Annotated in this window: 15 protein-coding genes and 1 pseudogene; 8 read left to right on the plus strand and 8 right to left on the minus strand. The window is 60.6% G+C overall.

The window, feature by feature from the left end; all coding sequences use genetic code 11:
* Positions 1 to 55: 55 nt before the first annotated feature.
* The 8 genes and pseudogenes from GVL04_RS04780 to dnaA all read right to left on the minus strand — a co-directional run bounded on the left by GVL04_RS04780 (position 56) and on the right by dnaA (position 11708).
* Positions 56 to 760 carry a DUF3566 domain-containing protein gene (locus GVL04_RS04780; RefSeq protein WP_159700333.1) on the minus strand — a complete coding sequence of 235 codons (705 nt, stop codon included), beginning with the start codon at positions 758 to 760 and terminating at the stop codon, positions 56 to 58.
* Positions 757 to 3426, minus strand: coding sequence for a DNA gyrase subunit A (gene gyrA / locus GVL04_RS04785; protein WP_159700336.1), 2670 nt, complete (start codon positions 3424 to 3426; stop codon positions 757 to 759). Before gyrA ends, GVL04_RS04780 begins: the two co-directional genes overlap by 4 nt.
* A gap of 63 nt (positions 3427 to 3489) precedes the next feature.
* Positions 3490 to 5568 (minus strand): DNA topoisomerase (ATP-hydrolyzing) subunit B, encoded by a 2079-nt coding sequence (gene gyrB, locus GVL04_RS04790; protein ID WP_159700339.1) that lies wholly within the window; start codon positions 5566 to 5568, stop codon positions 3490 to 3492.
* Between the two features lie 338 nt (positions 5569 to 5906).
* Positions 5907 to 6461, minus strand: coding sequence for a DUF721 domain-containing protein (locus GVL04_RS04795; RefSeq protein ID WP_159700342.1), 555 nt, complete (start codon positions 6459 to 6461; stop codon positions 5907 to 5909).
* A complete protein-coding gene (recF, locus tag GVL04_RS04800) occupies positions 6448 to 7641 on the minus strand; it encodes a DNA replication/repair protein RecF (protein WP_159700345.1) in 1194 nt (397 codons plus the stop codon). The genes GVL04_RS04795 and recF overlap by 14 nt, the downstream gene beginning before the upstream one ends.
* 23 nt (positions 7642 to 7664) lie before the next feature.
* A pseudogene (gene gnd, locus GVL04_RS04805) lies at positions 7665 to 8579 on the minus strand (phosphogluconate dehydrogenase (NAD(+)-dependent, decarboxylating)); the annotation flags it as partial.
* 11 nt (positions 8580 to 8590) lie between these two features.
* Positions 8591 to 9715 carry a DNA polymerase III subunit beta gene (gene dnaN, locus GVL04_RS04810; protein WP_159700351.1) on the minus strand — a complete coding sequence of 375 codons (1125 nt, stop codon included), beginning with the start codon at positions 9713 to 9715 and terminating at the stop codon, positions 8591 to 8593.
* Positions 9716 to 10289: 574 nt separating this feature from the next.
* The gene (gene dnaA, locus GVL04_RS04815) at positions 10290 to 11708 is read right to left on the minus strand and encodes a chromosomal replication initiator protein DnaA (protein WP_026541014.1); all 1419 of its coding nucleotides are present in this window, start codon (positions 11706 to 11708) and stop codon (positions 10290 to 10292) included.
* A 464-nt stretch (positions 11709 to 12172) separates the two neighbouring features.
* On the opposite strand from dnaA, the gene rpmH reads away from it, so the two are divergent.
* The 8 genes from rpmH (at position 12173) to GVL04_RS04855 (ending at position 17816) form a co-directional block, all read left to right on the plus strand.
* Positions 12173 to 12310 (plus strand): 50S ribosomal protein L34, encoded by a 138-nt coding sequence (rpmH, locus tag GVL04_RS04820; RefSeq protein WP_011776797.1) that lies wholly within the window; start codon positions 12173 to 12175, stop codon positions 12308 to 12310.
* A 41-nt stretch (positions 12311 to 12351) separates the two neighbouring features.
* Complete coding sequence (gene rnpA, locus GVL04_RS04825; protein WP_159700354.1) at positions 12352 to 12762, plus strand: ribonuclease P protein component; 411 nt, start codon at positions 12352 to 12354, stop codon at positions 12760 to 12762.
* Positions 12763 to 12823: 61 nt separating this feature from the next.
* Positions 12824 to 13177, plus strand: a complete 354-nt coding sequence (gene yidD / locus GVL04_RS04830; protein WP_235036173.1) for a membrane protein insertion efficiency factor YidD — start codon at positions 12824 to 12826, stop codon at positions 13175 to 13177.
* 16 nt (positions 13178 to 13193) lie between these two features.
* Positions 13194 to 14171 (plus strand): membrane protein insertase YidC, encoded by a 978-nt coding sequence (yidC, locus tag GVL04_RS04835; RefSeq protein WP_159700360.1) that lies wholly within the window; start codon positions 13194 to 13196, stop codon positions 14169 to 14171.
* Complete coding sequence (locus tag GVL04_RS04840) at positions 14171 to 14722, plus strand: R3H domain-containing nucleic acid-binding protein (protein WP_159700363.1); 552 nt, start codon at positions 14171 to 14173, stop codon at positions 14720 to 14722. Before yidC ends, GVL04_RS04840 begins: the two co-directional genes overlap by 1 nt.
* A 6-nt stretch (positions 14723 to 14728) precedes the next feature.
* Positions 14729 to 15379: a 16S rRNA (guanine(527)-N(7))-methyltransferase RsmG gene (rsmG, locus tag GVL04_RS04845; RefSeq protein ID WP_159700366.1), complete on the plus strand. Its 651-nt coding sequence runs from the start codon at positions 14729 to 14731 to the stop codon at positions 15377 to 15379.
* Positions 15380 to 15466: 87 nt separating this feature from the next.
* Positions 15467 to 16522 (plus strand): ParA family protein, encoded by a 1056-nt coding sequence (locus GVL04_RS04850; protein WP_235036162.1) that lies wholly within the window; start codon positions 15467 to 15469, stop codon positions 16520 to 16522.
* A 67-nt stretch (positions 16523 to 16589) separates the two neighbouring features.
* The gene (locus GVL04_RS04855) at positions 16590 to 17816 is read left to right on the plus strand and encodes a ParB/RepB/Spo0J family partition protein (protein ID WP_159700372.1); all 1227 of its coding nucleotides are present in this window, start codon (positions 16590 to 16592) and stop codon (positions 17814 to 17816) included.
* Positions 17817 to 18083 lie beyond the last annotated feature (267 nt).

The following is an 18083-nucleotide window of genomic DNA, read 5'->3' on the forward strand; positions in this document are numbered from 1 at the left end:
GAGGCTTTTCCACGGAGGTTTTCCGCCGATTTCGGCGTAATTCCGCGGGTTTTTGCTAGTCGTCGGTCAGCGTGACGCCGACGCCACCAACCAACGTTGCGGAAATGTTATACAGAACCGCGGAGAGCATGGACAACGCAGTCAACAAGACCACATTCACCACGGCAATAATGGTGGCGAAGGAAGCAACCTGGCCAAGGGATGCGATCTTCTTCAGCTCGAAGCCACTGCCCTCAGATCCGGCCAAGGTGCCCAGCAGGCTATCCACCTGATTAAAGATGCCCGTGAGATCCAACACGGTCCAGAGCACGATGGCAGCCACCACGGTGACGATGCCCAGCGCAACAGACAGCAGGAACGCCATCTTCAGGACTGACCACGGGTCCACCTTGCTGACCAGGAGGCGTGCGCGGCGAACCTTGGCCTTGGGAGCAGGCTTCACCAACCCGGGAGCACCCTGGGCGGGGCGCTGGGCCGGGGAACCTGCAGGGCGCTGGCCAGGCTGAGCCGGGCGTTGCCCGGGAGCGCCGGCAGGACGCTGCCCTGCCTGCGCGGGTCGCTGTCCGGAAGCACCGGCGGGCCGCTGAGCAGAGTTGGTCCCGCCCGCGGGTCGCGCTCCCGTAGCGCCCGATCCGGTGGACCCGGTTCCGGGACGCTGCTGGGGCCGTGCAGGGGTGCCTGCCTGTGCGCTGCCCGAGGGCTGCCGGAGTCCGCCGGGGACACCTGTGCTCGGCTTGGGATATGAGTCGGAATTACTCACTCGTTACCTCCGGTGTTGTCTTCGTTCAGCTCCGCGCCCGTTTCGATATCCGGGTCTGCGTCGTTTTCCGTTTCGGCCGTCACGGTCGCCTCGGAGGCGCCGTCGTTTGCAGCCAACGTTACGTCATCGTCGAGTCCGTCTTCTGACTCTTCGACTTCCAAACCGCGTTCGCTGTTGCGCGCAACCTCAATAATGCGGTCGTTCTTGTCCGGCTTGGCGAAGATGACGCCCATGGTGTCACGGCCCTTGGCAGGCACTCCGGTTACTGCCGAGCGCACCACCTTGCCGCCCTCCATGACCACCAGGACTTCGTCCTCTTCCTGCACGATCAAGGCGCCCACAAGGTCACCGCGGTCTTCAGCAAGCTTGGCAACCTTGATGCCCAGGCCGCCACGGCCTTGCAAGCGGTATTCGTCCACGGCGGTTCGCTTGGCGTAGCCACCCTCGGTCACGATGAAGACGAAGGAACCGTCCTGGACCACGTCTGCGGCAAGCAATTCGTCGTCTTCACGGAACTTCATACCCGTCACACCGGACGTTGCACGGCCCATGGGCCGCAGTGCGTCATCAGTGGCCGTGAAGCGAATGGACTGGCCCTTGCGTGACACCAGGAGGAGGTCGTCGGTCTCGCTGACCAGCTGGGCGGAAACCAACTCGTCCTCATCGCGCAGGTTGATGGCGATGACACCGGCCGTGCGATTGGTGTCGTAGTCCTCGAGCCTCGTCTTCTTGACCAGGCCGTTCTTGGTGGCGAGCACCAGGTACGGGGCCTGCTGGTAGTCCCGGAGGTCCAGTACCTGGGCGATGTGCTCATCCGGTTGGAAAGCCAGCAGGTTGGCCACGTGCTGGCCCTTGGCGTCACGTCCTGCTTCTGCAAGCTCGTAGGCCTTGGCGCGGTAGACGCGGCCCAGGTTGGTGAAGAACAGCAGCCAGTGGTGGGTGGTGGTGACGAAGAAGTGCTCCACGACGTCGTCGCCACGCAGCTGTGCACCCTTGATGCCCTTGCCGCCGCGCTGCTGGGAACGGTAGTTGTCGCTGCGGGTGCGCTTGACGTAGCCGCCGCGCGTAATGGTGACAACCATTTCCTCTTCGGGGATCAAGTCCTCCATGGACATATCGCCGTCGAAACCCATCAGGATGTGGGTGCGACGGTCGTCGCCGTGCTTGGCCACGATCTCCGCGAGTTCTTCACTGATGATCTGGCGCTGCCGCTCCTCGGAAGCAAGGATCGAGTTGTACTCCTCGATCATCGACTCGAGCTCGGAGTGGCGATCCTGGATCTTCTGGCGTTCCAGGGCGGCCAGACGGCGCAGCTGCATGTCCAGGATGGCGCGGGCCTGGAGTTCGTCGATCTCCAGGAGTTCCATGAGGCCTTCACGGGCAGCCTCTGTGGTGTTGGACGCGCGGATGAGCGCAATGACCTCATCCAGCATGTCCAGTGCCTTGAGGAGTGCGCGCAGGATGTGCGCCTCTTCCTCGGCCTTGCGCAGGCGGTAGCGGGTGCGGCGTGCAATGACGTCCATCTGGTGCGCAACCCAGTGCCGGATGAAGGCATCAAGGCTCAAGGTGCGCGGAACGCCGTCGACAATTGCCAGCATGTTCGCCGAGAAGTTGTCCTGCAACTGCGTGTGCTTGTAGAGGTTGTTCAGTACAACCTTGGCCACGGCGTCGCGCTTGAGCACGATCACCAGTCGCTGGCCGGTACGGCCGGAGGTTTCATCGCGGAGGTCCGCAATGCCCGAAATCTTGCCGTCCTTGACCAGTTCGGCAATCTTGATGGCCAAGTTGTCCGGGTTGGCCTGGTACGGCAATTCGGTGACCACCAGGCAAGTACGGCCCTGGAGTTCCTCGACATTGACCACGGCACGCATCGTGATGGAGCCACGGCCGGTGCGGTAGGCGTCTTCGATGCCCTTGTGGCCAAGGATGGTGGCGCCCGTTGGGAAGTCGGGTCCTTTGATGCGCAGCAACAGTGCTTCGAGAAGCTCCTCGCGCGTGGCGGTGGGGTTGTCAAGCGCCCACTGCACGCCCTCGGCAACCTCGCGCAGGTTGTGCGGCGGAATGTTGGTGGCCATGCCGACGGCGATGCCGGACGAGCCGTTGACCAGCAAGTTGGGGAAACGCGCCGGCAGGATGGTCGGTTCCTGGTTCTTGCCGTCGTAGTTGTCCTGGAAGTCGACGGTTTCTTCGTCGATGTCGCGGACCATTTCCATGGCCAACTGGGCCATCTTGGTTTCGGTGTAACGCGGTGCAGCAGCGCCGTCGTTGCCCGGTGAACCGAAGTTGCCCTGGCCGAGTGCCAGCGGGTACCGCATGGTCCAGTCCTGGATCAGGCGCACCAAAGCATCGTAGATCGCCATGTCACCGTGCGGGTGGTAAGTACCCATGACGTCGCCGACCACGCGGGCGCACTTGTTGAACGAGCGGTCGGGGCGGTAACCGCCGTCGAACATTGCGTACAAAACGCGACGGTGCACCGGCTTGAGGCCATCGCGGACGTCCGGGAGGGCGCGGCCGACGATAACGGCCATCGCATAGTCCAGGTAGGACCGCTGCATTTCTGTTTGCAGGTCAACCTGCTCCACACGGTCGGTCAGCACATCGCCCTCAAGGACGACGTCATCGGCGTTGGATTCCGCCGGGACTTCGGGAGTTTCGTCACTCATAATCTAAGGTTTCCGTTTCAGGTATATGTCAGTTCTGGAATATTCAGATGCCCTTGTGGAGCCCTAGATATCGAGGAACCTGACGTCCTTGGCGTTCTGCTGGATGAAGTTACGGCGCGATTCAACGTCCTCGCCCATCAGGACGGAGAAGGTCTGGTCGGCAGCCAGGGCATCATCCATGGTGACCTGCAGCAGCGTGCGGCGATCCGGGTCCATGGTGGTGTCCCACAGTTCGGTGTAATCCATCTCGCCGAGACCCTTGTAGCGCTGGATGCCGTTGTCCTTGGGGAGCCGCTTGTTCATGGAAGCACCCTTGCGGATGGTTTCATCGCGTTCGCGGTCGCTGTAGACGTAATCGTGGGCCGCGTTGGACCACTTGATCCTGTACAGCGGGGGCTGGGCCAGGTAGACGTAGCCGTTCTCGATGAGCGGACGCATGTAGCGGAACAGCAGCGTCATCAACAAGGTGGTGATGTGCTGGCCGTCAACGTCAGCATCGGCCATGAGGACGATCTTGTGATACCGCAGCTTGGAGATGTCGAAGTCTTCGCCGATACCGGTACCGAAGGCGGTGATCATGGACTGGACTTCGGCGTTGCCGAGGGCCTTGTCCAGGCGGGCACGCTCAACGTTCAGGATCTTGCCACGCAAGGGCAGGATGGCCTGGGTTTCCGGGTTTCGTCCACGCTTGGCCGAACCACCTGCGGAGTCACCCTCCACCAGGTAAACCTCGCAACGCGAAGGATCCTTGGAGGAGCAGTCGGAGAGCTTACCGGGCATACCGAAGGATTCCAGGGGGCTCTTCCGGCGGGCGTTATCGCGGGCCTTGCGGGCCGCCATGCGTGCCTGGGCAGCGGAAATGGCCTTGCGAATCACGTCACGGGCGGGGCCGGGGTTGCGTTCCAGCCAGTCGCCCAGCTGATCCGTGACAACGCGCTGGACGAAGCCCTTCACCTCGGAGTTGCCCAGCTTGGTCTTGGTCTGGCCTTCGAACTGCGGCTCGGAAAGCTTGACGGAAATAACGGCCGTCAGGCCTTCACGGATGTCATCACCGGTGAGGTTGTCTTCCTTTTCCTTGATGATGCTCTTCTCGCGCGCATAGCGGTTGATAAGCGAGGTCATCGCGGCGCGGAAGCCTTCTTCGTGCGTTCCGCCCTCATGGGTGTTGATGGTGTTTGCATAAGTGTGGACGCTTTCGGAGTACGCGGTGGTCCACTGCATGGCGACCTCGACGGCGATGTGCCGCTCGGTGTCTTCGGTTTCGAAGGCGATGACGTCCTCGTGGACGATTTCGACCTTCTTGTTCGAGTTCAGGTGCTTGACGTAGTCCAGCAGTCCGTCCGGGTATTGGTACACCACAGTGCGGTGCTCGGCGGCGACTTCGCCTTCGGTTGCAACGGCGTCGAGATCGAGATCATCATCGCCCTCGCGGTTAACCGGACGCTCGTCCGTCAGCGTGATCCGCAGGCCCTTGTTGAGGAAGGCCATCTGCTGGAAACGGGCACGAAGCGTCTCGAAATCGAACTCGGTGGACTCGAAGATGGTGCCGTCCGGGTAGAACGTCTGGGACGTCCCGGTAACGTCAGTGGCTTCACCCTTGACGAGTTCGCCCTGGGGCTTGCCGCCGTCGGCGAAGGTCATCCGCCATACGTGGCCCTGCCGGCGGACTTCAGTATCCACGCGGCGGGACAAAGCGTTCACCACGGAGATACCCACACCGTGGAGGCCGCCGGAAACAGCGTAGCCGCCGCCTCCGAACTTACCGCCGGCGTGAAGTATGGTCATGACCACTTCAACCGTTGGCTTGCCTTCGGTCGGGTGAATGTCTACGGGAATGCCGCGGCCATCATCAACAACGCGGACGCCGCCATCGGCGCGGAGAGTGATTTCGATGTGGCTGCAGTAACCAGCCAGTGCCTCATCAACAGAGTTGTCCACCACTTCATAGACCAGGTGGTGCAAACCGCGGGGACCAGTGGATCCGATATACATACCGGGGCGTTTGCGCACCGCTTCGAGGCCCTCCAGCACCGTGATGTCGCTGGCACCGTACTCCCTGGGCGCCTCCGCGGGCGTGTCAGGCTTGGTAACAGTCTCCTCTTCGGGCTCTACTGCCAAGGTCTCTGCATTGTCGTTAGCCACAGGCGCTTTCGACTCCTCTGTACTCGATGTCGGCCGTTCCCGGTGGTGTCCGCGGCGAACCGCAGCCGTCAACGGGCACGTGACTGATTGCGCCGACTACTCCGACGAAGGGGGTCCATAGTGCCACAAGAGTGGATCCCGGACCCCAACGACGTTTCACCGGCGCTCAGTGATCTACGCCAATTCTATCGTGGAAACCCACGAATCCTTGCAAATACAGGGGCAGTCGAGAGCTGAATATGGCCATAGGAGGCCGCTGGCCCTATCTGCAATGGCCCTACGGAGGTCCCGATGGGGGCCTATACGACTCATGGGCGTTGAATCGCCCTGCACGCCGTTTAGCCGTAAGTATCCCTCGGGCCCCGACCGTTGACGCTGCGCCCGCCTTTTCGCCAACTTGGAGCCGACGGGCCAAGCACCTGGATGCTGGTGACCACACCTTCTCCAAGCTCATTGCGGAACATCTCCAGGAGGCTCGTGCTCAGCAGACGCAGTTGGGTGGCCCAGGCTGTTGAATCGCAGCGGACATGGAGGGTGGTGTCCGTGAAACTCTCCGGAGTGCAGTGAGCAGAGATGTCCGCACCGACCAAGGTTTCCCATTCCGCCATGACGGAGCCGACGGCCACAGGCGATGTCCACCCGCGTTCGGCCACCAGCCGGCCAACTACGTTTCCCAAGCCCAAAGGATCCCGACCGCTTCCGTGGAACTTGGCAAAACCCCTGGTATCGCGCAGGCCCTTGCGTTTTGGGGCAGAGCCTGGCCGTGGAGCCCGTTGTCGCACTTCGCCCCGGGCCGCAGCGGCCTCGCGCATGCGGTTCAACGCCGCCTGTGCAGCATCTATCTCATCCGGATCGCGGCCGGGTTGAAGTCCTTCGCGGCTATCCTTCGCCATCGATGCCTCCCGGAACAACGGTTACGCGCCGTCCGGCCAGCTCCTCGGGGATATCGGCGTCGACGGCGGCAGTCACCAGCACTTGCTCGGCACCGGCCACTATTGCAGCCAGTTTACGCCGCCGCTGGACGTCCAGTTCCGCGAAAACATCGTCCAGAATGAGGATCGGAGCGGTTCCACCCGTACGGGCGTCATCCAACATCACGTAGTAGGAAGCAAGTCGCAAAGACAAGCACATGGACCAGGTTTCACCATGGGACGCATAGCCCTTGGCGGGCGCCTGGCCCAAGGTGAGTTCCAGCTCGTCACGATGCGGGCCCACCAAGGAGATGCCCCGTTCCAGTTCCTTTTTCCGCGATGCTGCGAAGGCTTGGATGTAGCGTTCGGTGAGTTCGTCCACGGACAGCAGCCGGAGGTCATCAACCGACGGCGAAGGCTCTGTTCGATACTCGGCCGGTCCGCCGTCGTCGTCCAGGACGCCCTGGATGGTTGAGCGGTAGACCGCGCCCGCCTCTTTGGACCCGTCGGTGAGCTGCGCGTAGGCGCTGTTGAGGTGGGGACGCAATCTTTCCACCAGTTCGAGCCGGGCGTGGAGTAGTTCTGCGCCGGCGCGGGCCATGTGCTGGTCCCAAACGTCCAGGGTTGCCTCATGGCCTGCCGTGAATTTACCGGCCCGCGACGATTTCAGGAGGGCATTGCGTTGCTTCAGGACGCGATCATAGTCGCTGCGGGTTGCAGCATGCCGCGGAACAAGGCTGACCAACAATTCGTCCAGGAAGCGTCTGCGGTTCGACGGGTCTCCCTTGACGAGCACCAGATCCTCGGGTGCGAACAAGACTGTTTGGCAGATGCCCAAAATATCCCTGGCGCGGACCGGATTGCTCCGGTTGATACGTCCCCGGTTGGCCCGTCCGGCATTGATCTCCAGCTCAAGGACCGTTGATTGTTCCCCACGAACGAGCTTGGCACGGATCATCGCGCGCTCGGCGCCGAAACGGAGCAGGGGCGCGTCCGTGCTCACCCGGTGTGAACTCAGCGTGGCCAAATACCCGATAGCTTCCATCAGGTTGGTCTTGCCGATTCCATTGGATCCGACCAAGACCGTCACTCCCGGGCCGAGCTTCAGGTCAACCTGTGCGTAGCTGCGGAAATCCGTCAGCGAAAGATGTTCGAGGTACACGCCGTTTGCAGGACTCCTGCGGCCTAGTTGGCCGGACGTGTGGCGTGTCCGCCGAACTGGTGGCGCAGGGCAGAGACCATCTTCATGGCCGGAGAATTGTCCTCACGGGACGCAAACCGTGCGAAGAGCGCAGCCGTGATGGCCGGGGCCGGCACTGCGTTGGCGATCGCTTCCTCCACAGTCCAGCGACCCTCGCCGGAATCCTCGACGTAGTCATCAATGGAGGCCAGGCCCGGATCCTCATCAAGTGCCTTGACCATGAGGTCCAAGAGCCAGGAACGGACAACGGTGCCTTTTTGCCACGCCCGGAAAGTCCCCGGAAGGTCCTTCACGATGTCCTTTGCCGCCAGCAGTTCGTAACCCTCTGCGTACGCCTGCATGAGGCCGTATTCGATGCCGTTGTGGACCATCTTCGCGTAGTGACCCGCACCAACACCGCCAACGTGGACGAAGCTGTCTGCGCGTTCGCCTTCAGGGCGGAGGGCGTCGAACACCGGCATGGCAAGTTCGATGTCTTCATCGGCGCCGCCGGCCATCAGGCCGTAACCGTTTTCGAGCCCCCAAACACCACCGGAAACACCACAATCCGCGAAGCGGATGTTCTTTTCGGCAAGTGCTGCAGCGTGCTTCTGGTCTTCGGTGAAACGCGAGTTGCCACCGTCTATCACCAAGTCGCCAGCGCTCAGTTTCTCACCGAGTTCGGTCACCACGGCATCGGTGATGGGGCCCGATGGAACCATGACCCAGACCAGTCGCGGAGTGGGAAGGGCCGCGATGAGTTCATCTACGGTAGCAACATCGGTGACGTCCGGATTACGGTCGAAGCCAGTGACTTCAATGCCGCCGTTCCGCATGCGTTGCCGCATGTTGAAACCCATTTTTCCAAGGCCGATCAGACCGATGTGCACAGTGTGGACTCTTTTCTGCGAAGGTGGCGGGTACGTTCCTGCTAGTTGGGGAGGCGGACCGGCATCACGAGATAGCGGTAGTCGTCCTGGTCGTCGCCGTCCGCTTCAGCCTGGGCCGTGATCATAGCCGGCTTGGGGGCCGTGGTGAACGAGAAACGAACGTACTTGGTTTCGATGACGCTCAAGCCCTCAACGAGGTAATGCGGGTTGAAGGCAACAGTGATGTCGTCACCGGAAAGCTGGGCTTCCAGCTCTTCGGAAGCCTGCGCGTCTTCGCCGGTACCGGCGTCGAGATTCAGCAGTCCTTGGGTGAAAGCGAGACGGACCGGAGTGTTTCGTTCGGCGACAAGCGAAACGCGGCGAACTGCTTCAACCAATTCCTGGGTCTGGACCGTTGCATGGATCGGAGTTGAGTCCGGGAAAAGCGAGCGGATCTTAGGGTAGTCGCCGTCCACCAGGAGTGAGGTGGTGGTGCGTCCGCCACTTTCGAAACCGATGAGCCTGCTGTCGTCGTCCGCGAGAGCAAGGTTGATGTCGCCGCTGCCGCCAAGGGTCTTGGCTACCTCGTTCAACGTCTTGGACTTGACCAGGGCACTCGTCGAAACGCCGGGAGTGACGGGCTTCCACGGTACTTCGCGCATGGCGAGACGGTAACGGTCCGTGGCCAGGAGCGTGATGAGGTCGTCCTCGATCTCCATGCGGACACCGGTGAGGATCGGCAAGGTGTCGTCCTTGCTCGCAGCGATGATCACCTGGGAAACAGCTTGGGCGAAGGCATCTCCGGGCAAGGTGCCGCTGATGGCCGGCAATGCCGGCAACGCCGGGTACTCTCCCTCGGGCATGGTGGCCAGGTGGAAGCTGCTCCGACGGCAGGTAAGCGTGACTTTGCTGCCGTCAGTCTCAACTTCGACGGGAGCGGAGGGGAGGCTTCGGCAGATATCCGCCAATAGGCGTCCCGAAACCAAGATGGTGCCTTCCACGGCGATGTCTGCCGGAATTTCCAAGCGGGCGGAGGTCTCGTAATCGAAGCTTGAGAGGCTGACTGTTCCAGCCTCGGCTTTGAGGAGGAGGCCGGAAAGCACAGGTACAGGCGGCCGCGGAGACAACGACCGCGCGGTCCACGTAACGGCTTCTGCCAGGACGTCGCGGTCGACTCTGAACTTCACGGAGGGGTGCCGCCTTTCATTGCTGCTGCCATGTAGTAGCTGCGGATTCCTGCTTGGAAGCCGCTAAATCTTCGCAGTCCGGCACCGGAACCTGCATGGTCCGCGCTTAGCGAACTACAAACAGACCCAGGGATGGGAGCGCTGCTGACAGCTTAGCCGGAAGATCCGCGATTAACCCATCCCCGACCGGCCGGAGCCCTCCTATGTGGACAGCTGGAAGGTGGCATTGGCCAGGCCGCTGGTCTGTCATCGGGATGGTCGGGTGGGTGGCAGAACGAGATTGTTATTTGAGGGATTTCAATTTTTTGGGATTCGTAGTGTTAATAACTGCTGTGGAAACTGTGGATAACCCGATCCCACCCCGCCGTTTCGGGTTAAGCCCTGTTCACGGATTGTGCGTTAACTGGGTTTTAAACAGGGTGTGGATGGGGACAACTCCCAGGCCGGTTTTTAACGATCCACAGACGGCTTAAGGGTTTTAAGCCCATTAACCGCGCTTGTCCCCTTAAGTATCCACAGGCTTATCCACATGCACCTTTTAATAAGGTATGTAGTGCCGGGCGCGATGTTGAATTCAGGAGTCCCGCTGCTGCTGTTTGATCCGGTTGGTCAGCTCGGTGACCTGGTTGTAAATCACACGACGCTCTGCCATCAGCTCGCGGATTTTGCGGTCAGCGTGGATGACCGTGGTGTGATCGCGTCCGCCGAGCTCCTGTCCGATCTTCGGCAAGGACATATCCGTCAGTTCGCGGCACAGGTACATAGCGATCTGTCGTGCGGTCACCAACGTACGTGTGCGGGACTTGCTGCAGAGCTCTTCCATGCTGAGCTTGAAGTAGTCAGCCGTCTGGTCGAGGATCTGCTTTGCCGTGATTTCCTGGGCACCGTCATCGGTGATGAGGTCCTTGAGGACCATTTCAGCCAGGGCCACGTCCACCGGCTGGCGGTTGAGGCTTGCGAACGCGGTGACGCGGATCAGGGCGCCTTCGAGTTCGCGGATGTTGCTGGAGATCTTTGACGCGATGTATTCCAGGGCGTCGTCCGGTGCCGAGAGACCTTCGCTCAGGCCCTTCTTGCGGAGGATCGCGATGCGGGTTTCAAGTTCCGGCGGCTGGATGTCCGTCAGCAGGCCCCACTCGAAGCGGGACGTCATGCGGTCCTCGAAGCCGGCGAGCATCTTGGGCGGCTGGTCGGAGGTGATGACAACCTGCTTGTTGGCGTTGTGCAGGGCGTTGAACGTGTGGAAGAACTCTTCCTGGGTCCGGTCCTTGCCCGCCAGGAACTGGATGTCATCAATCAGAAGCACGTCCACGTTGCGGTACGTGGTCTTGAAGCTGGTGCCCTCGTCATCGCGGATGGAGTTGATGAAGTCGTTGGTGAACTCTTCGGAGTTCACGTAGCGGACCCGGATGCCGCTGTAGAGCCGGCGGGCATAGTGTCCGATCGCGTGCAGCAGGTGCGTCTTGCCGAGACCCGAGTCACCGTAGATGAACAGCGGGTTGTACGCCTTGGCAGGCGCTTCGGCGACGGCGACGGCGGCCGCGTGCGCAAAACGGTTCGAGGAACCGATAACGAAGGTGTCGAAGATGTACTTCGGATTCAGGCGACCAAACTCATGCGAGGTGCTGGGCGGAGTGGGCTGCGGCTTCGGCTCGGCGAAGTCAGATACTGCGGACAGCTCGACGACGGGTTCCGGCTCTGCGTGGACGGGCACCAGATCGGTGTCTACATCGATGGCGCATCGGATGTCATCCGAGAAGACGCTGCGGAGGGCATCGTCCAGGGCATCCTTGACCTGCGTCTGCAGGACTTCGCGGGTGAGTTCATTGGGAACGGCCACCAGCAAGGTGGAACCGATGAGGCCCTGTGCCTGGGCGAGGATGACGAAACCGCGCTGACGGGGTGAGACCCGGTCGTCTTGTTCCATGAGGCTCAGCACCCTGCGCCAGGAACTTCCGACAGTGTTGGCGTGGTTGGCTTCGTCTACTGTCATCAATCAGTTCCTAAATACTTGCTTGCCGGCGTTGCTGGCAGCCGAAGTGTCTCCGGCGGCGCTGTTCTGGGCGATAATCCACAGAGTTATACACAGCGGGTGGACATTGGGCTACTGAGCCACTCTAGGGGATGGAATCGCTAGAAGATAGCTGGGAAGTTGCCTGTGGATAATTACACCGTTGTGGTTCTGGAATCAGGCCTGTGAGCCACTTCATCCACAGGCTGGGAACGGTAGTTGGGCACAGCTGTGGATAGAGTCGCGGCAGGCTCCCGGTTTGACTGTGGGTGCCTTTTTGCCCTAACGTTGTGAAGTCCTTTGTGTCCGCTTTTGAGATCAGTTGTAAGTCCGTACGTTCACCGTACGGAAGGCAACGGCGGCAGGCACATACAAAACTTAGCGTCGGCCAGTTCTTCCCCTTTTTGATCGGGTGGGCGCACCTTTGATCCACTGGAGTAACTAACGTGAGCAAGCGGACTTTTCAGCCGAATAACCGCCGTCGGGCCAAGAAGCACGGCTTCCGCCTTCGTATGCGCACCCGTGCCGGCCGCGCCATCCTGGCTGCCCGTCGCGGCAAGGGCCGCGTCGAACTGTCGGCGTAAATAACTGACTTGTCGGTCAGGGTCTTTTTGCGGGTTTTACGGTGCTAGCCACCCCTAACCGTCTGCGGACGTCTACCGACTTTTCAACAACTGTACGTTCCGGCGTCCGCAATGGACGCCGGAACTTAGTGTTATATACGGCCTCTATCGGGGCCGGGGAGCCGAGTCGAATCGGCTTCATTGTCTCCAAAGCCGTCGGGAACGCCGTGACCAGGAACCTCGTTAAGAGGAGACTGAGAGAAGCAGGCGCACTTTCCTTGCACACGCATGGAACGGGTCTGGCGGTCGTGGTCCGGGCACTGCCCTCAGCTGCATCTGCCAGCTGGGAGCAATTGCTCTCTGACTACAACGCCGCACTGGCAGTGACGACGAAGCGATTGGGTGGCTCAGTTCCACGCAACGCTTCGACTGAACACAACGGCACCACAACGGAAGGGACACCGCGTGCATGACATAAGCACCGCCGTCGTTCCTTCTTCAAGCGCGCCCTCCGGACAGGTTCCCTCAAGGAATCTGTCCGCTGCGGTGGGCACCTTCCTTTGGGAGTTGCCGCGCAACATTCTTATTCTTTTGCTGAAGGCGTACCGCAAGGTCATCTCGCCCCTGTACGGCCAGGTTTGCCGTTTCTTTCCCTCTTGCTCGGCGTACGCGCTGGAAGCAGTAACGGTGCATGGCGCCGTGAAGGGTAGCTGGCTCGCAGCCAAAAGGCTCGCCAAATGCCACCCTTGGAATGCCGGTGGAGTGGACCATGTCCCCGCCGGCCACCGTCACTGGCCCGAAGGCCGGACGCCCACAATTGTTGTACTGAACAATCCGGACCAGTTCCTGGCTGCTCAGGCTGATGAAGAAGGCCGCTCGGCGGCCTAACGAATAGGGATATCGTATGGACTTCTTTGAAACAATCATGTTTCCGTTCAAGTGGCTGGTGTCAATCATCATGGTTGGCTTCCACGAGGGACTGAGCTTCATTGGCCTGCCCGCCGCTAACGGCTGGACGTGGACTCTGTCCATCATCGGCCTCGTGTTGGTGATCCGTGCCGCCCTGATTCCTGTCTTCGTCAAGCAGATCAAGGCTCAGCGCGGCATGCAGCTGCTGCAGCCGGACCTGAAGAAACTTCAGACCAAGTACAAGGGCAAGACCGATCAGCTCTCCCGCCAGGCCATGGCGCAGGAACAGATGGCGCTGTACAAGAAGCACGGGACCAACCCGTTCTCGGCATGTTTGCCGATGCTGATCCAGATGCCGTTCTTCTTCGCGCTGTTCCAGGTGTTGTCGGGTATCACCGCGGCCCGAAACACCGGCAAGGGCATCGGGGCAATGAGTGCCGACCAGGTTGTCCAGTTCGATGAATCCAGCATCTTTGGCGCTCCGCTCTCTGCATCGCTGCTCCACGGTGGTGCTGGTGGCAACGAGGTCGCAGTCTGGATTCTCTCTATCGTGATGATCGTCGCCATGACGGCATCGCAGTTCATCACCCAGAAGCAGATCATGGCCAAGAACATGTCCGAAGAGGCCATGGCCAGCCCATTCATGCGCCAGCAGAAGATGATGCTCTACATCCTGCCGCTCGTGTTCGGTATCGGTGGTATCAACTTCCCGATCGGTGTCCTTATCTACTGGACCACAACCAACCTCTGGACCATGGGCCAGCAGTTCTTTGTCATCCGCCGTATGCCCACCCCCGGCTCACCTGCTGCGAAGGCACTGGAGGAGCGACGCGCCGCGAAGGGCCTGCCGCCGCTGCTGGGTGGCAAGAAGACCGCGGACGCTGCTGCTGAAGCCGAAGCTGCTGCCGCTGCAGCAGCCGAAATCCGTGCCCAGCGCGTCCAGCCACAACGTAAGAACAGGAAGAAGAAGTAATGTCTGCCGAGAGCACTGAAGAAGTTATTGCCGCTGTGACTGAAGACGAGGAAGTCTCCACGGAAGAGACCCAGTCCAAGACGGCCAGCCGCTTGGAAGAAGAGGGCGACATCGCGGCCGACTACCTCGAAGAACTTCTTGATATTGCCGATATCGATGGCGACATCGACATTGAGGTTCGCAATGGACGCACGTACATCTCCATCGGCGCCGATGAAGAGTCTGCAGCCCTGGACAGCCTCGTAGGACGCGACGGTGAGGTCCTGGAAGCACTGCAGGAGCTGGCCCGCCTGTCTGTTCTTTCTGCCACCGAAAACCGTTCGCGCCTGGTGCTGGACATTAACGGTTACCGCAAGGAGCGCGCCGGCGTTCTTCAGCAGATTGCCGAAGACGCCGTGGCCAAGGTCAAGACCGACGGCGGTACCGTCGCCCTGGAGCCGATGAGCGCTTACGAGCGCAAGATCGTTCATGACGCCGTGGCCGACCTCGGATTTGTTTCCGAGTCCGAAGGCGAAGGCGCTGGCCGCCACATCGTCGTCTCGGCTGACTAGCAGCTCATGGTTGACATCACCGCAGCTGAACTGGAAGCGGCAGAGAAGATTTTTGGGGAGCGCTTGGATCTCGCCAGGCGCTACGTGGAACACCTGGCAACGTCAGGAACCGAGCGCGGCCTGATTGGCCCTCGCGAGATTCCGCGTCTGTGGAGCCGGCACGTTCTCAACTGTGCGGTCATTGAATCCGCCATTGCCATGGACAGCCACGTCGCCGATGTCGGATCCGGGGCAGGCCTGCCGGGCCTTTGCCTGGCGATTGCCCGCCCGGATCTGGAACTGACCCTGATTGAGCCGCTGGAACGTCGTGTCATCTGGCTCCAGGAAGTCGTTGATGACCTCGGCCTGGACAACGTCACCATCATGAGGACGCGTGCTGAGCTCGCTGTCGGAATGGTGGACGCAGATGTTGTTACCGCCCGGGCGGTTTCTGCTCTTTCCAACCTGGCAGGCCTCACGATTCCGCTGTTGAACGGCCGTGGTGAAGTGGTGGCCATCAAGGGTCGCAGTGCCGCCGAGGAGATTGAGAAGGCAAAGAAGGTCATCCGCAAACTTGGCGGCGTGGAAACGTCCGTTGTGGTTTGTGGACAGGAGCTTTTGGAGGAACCCACCACCGTGGTGAGGATTATCGTCAACAAGCCCGGAAAGACAGTCTGAGACCCGCTCGGTTTCCCGCGTGTCGGCGGCTGAGCAGTTAGGCTAGAGAACGGCAGCAAGCGCCGAATGAGAGTGAGAGTGTGACCAGTGGGCAGTAGTGAAACCTCCACGCAGCGAATCCCCCCGTTTATGTCTTTGGGGTCCGCGCGGGCCATGGCTACACCCTCTGCGTCTCTCCAGTCTGCGATAGTGCGCACTGATTCGGTTGATAATGCGGCAGTTTCACGTGAAACCGTAGTTGATGGAGTGCATAACGTGATGGATTCCATTGATGATTCGAGTCCCATCGCCCGTCAATTGGCTAACGAGACCCGTCGGCGCGAACGCTTGATTGGCAGGGAACTGCCCAAGCCGGACAAGACCCGTATCTTCACGGTTTCCAATCAAAAGGGTGGGGTTGGAAAGACCACCACCACGGTGAACATCGCTGCCGCCCTTGCCTCTGCCGGCCTCAACGTGCTGGTGATCGACATTGACCCCCAAGGCAATGCCTCAACAGCTCTGGGCATTGAGCACCATGCCGACGTGGACAGCATCTACGACGTCCTGATCAATGACCTTCCGTTGAAGGACGTTGTGGCTCCGTGCCCCGACATTCCCAATCTGATCTGTGCGCCCGCGACCATTCACCTCGCCGGCGCAGAGATTGAGCTGGTTTCCCTGGTCGCCCGCGAGCAGAGGCTTCGACGCGCCATCGACGTCTATGCCAAGGAGCGCGAGAAGAACGGTGAAGGCCGACTGGACTTCATCTTCATTGACTGCCCACCGAGTCTGGGACTGCTGACAGTCAATGCGTTCTGTGCCGCGAGTGAAGTCCTCATTCCCATCCAGTGCGAGTACTACGCACTCGAAGGCCTGAGCCAGCTCCTCAAGAACATCGAGATGATCCAGAAGCACCTCAACGCTGACCTGGTGGTCTCGACAATTCTCTTGACGATGTACGACGGCCGGACAAACCTGGCTGCGCAGGTGGCGTCCGAGGTCCGCCAGCACTTCCCCGAGCAAGTTTTGGGAGCTGTGGTCCCGCGCTCCGTGCGCATCTCTGAAGCGCCGAGCTACCAGCAAACGGTCATGACCTACGATCCTTCGTCGAGCGGCGCGCTGTCCTACATGGAAGCCGCCGCCGAAATCGCTGAACGCTAGAATTCTTGAAACACTGCAACAGCCTGAGCAGCGCCTTGCTCGGCTATTTCATCGGAGGGATGAATCAATGAGCGAAAAGCGAAGGGGCCTCGGCAGGGGTCTTGGGGCTCTCATTCCTAGCTCGGCCGCGGCCCAGGGAAACGGCGCCGCACCATCCCGCCCAGTGGACCTGTTCTTCCCGGAAGCCAGGAAGACAGAAGATCCGGCAGTGGAAGCTCCGCTTCAGGTCTCAGCTGCCGAGGCAGAGTCAAAACCGGATACGGCAGTGCCGGCCGCTGGTAAGGCTGCAGCGCCCAAGACCAAGAGTGCGGCCGCCAAGGCCCCGGCCAAGCCCTCCACCGCTAAGTCATCGCCAGCCAAGCCTGCCACTAAGCGAACTGCCGCGTCAGCTGATCTGACGGTGGACGATTCGGAATCCGCAGTTGCAGCAACGACGTCGTTCGCTCGCTCCGCCGCGGACGTAGAGTTGGTGGAGGTTCCCGGTGCTCGCTTTGCCGAGATTCCCGTAGGCGACATCCACCCGAACCGCAAACAGCCGCGTTCGGTCTTCGATGAAGATGACATGGCCGAGCTGGTCCACTCTGTCCGGGAAATCGGCGTTCTCCAGCCAATTGTTGTGCGTACTTCAACCGAAAAGGATGGAGAACCGTATGAATTGGTTATGGGAGAGCGTCGCTGGCGTGCAGTGCAGGCCGCGGGACTGGAAACCATCCCTGCAATCGTCCGCGACACTACCGACGACGACCTGCTCCGCGACGCTCTGCTGGAGAACCTGCACCGCAGCCAACTGAATCCCCTGGAAGAGGCCGCAGCCTATCAGCAGCTCCTGGAAGACTTCGGGACCACGCACGAGCAGCTTGCAGACCGCATCGGTCGATCGAGGCCCCAGGTCTCCAACACTCTTCGCCTCCTGAAGCTCCCGCCTTTGGTTCAGCGGCGGGTAGCTGCCAGCGTGCTGTCGGCCGGCCATGCACGGGCTCTCCTTGCACTTCCGGATGCGGCAGCGATGGAGCGCTTGGCACAGAAGATTGTGGCTGAAGGTATGTCCGTGCGGGCTACAGAGGAGGCAGTGGCTCTCTATCAAGATCCCACTACCCCTGCCAAGAGCAGCATCCCGAAGGCCAACGCGCGCCACGAGCGCTTGGACTACTTGGCGTCATCCCTTTCGGATCGTTTGGACACAAACGTGAAGATCACCCTGGGTGCGCGTAAAGGCCGCGTGAGCATTGAGTTTGCCAGCGTCGAGGACCTCAACCGCATCATGGATGTACTTGGACCTGGTGCCGAGGATTAATTGATACGCTTTCAACTGAATGGGGCTTACTCTTCGAGTAGGCCCCATTTTTTGTGCGAAATCTCAGTAAGATTCCTCTATTTGGAACAGGCTGTTCGACCGGCACTGCTTCGCTGTTGATTGTTCGGGCCGGCAGTCTTTGCATCTCTTCGTGTACCTATGGTCGTCATAATGTTTCACGTGAAACTGGGGCTGATAGCCATGAATCCCATCCGACTAGAACCAGCCTGCAAAAACGCGATAAAACGTGGTAACTCGCAGGAATCT

The organism is Arthrobacter sp. 18067, assembly GCF_902706295.1.
In the GTDB taxonomy this organism is placed as follows: domain Bacteria; phylum Actinomycetota; class Actinomycetes; order Actinomycetales; family Micrococcaceae; genus Arthrobacter.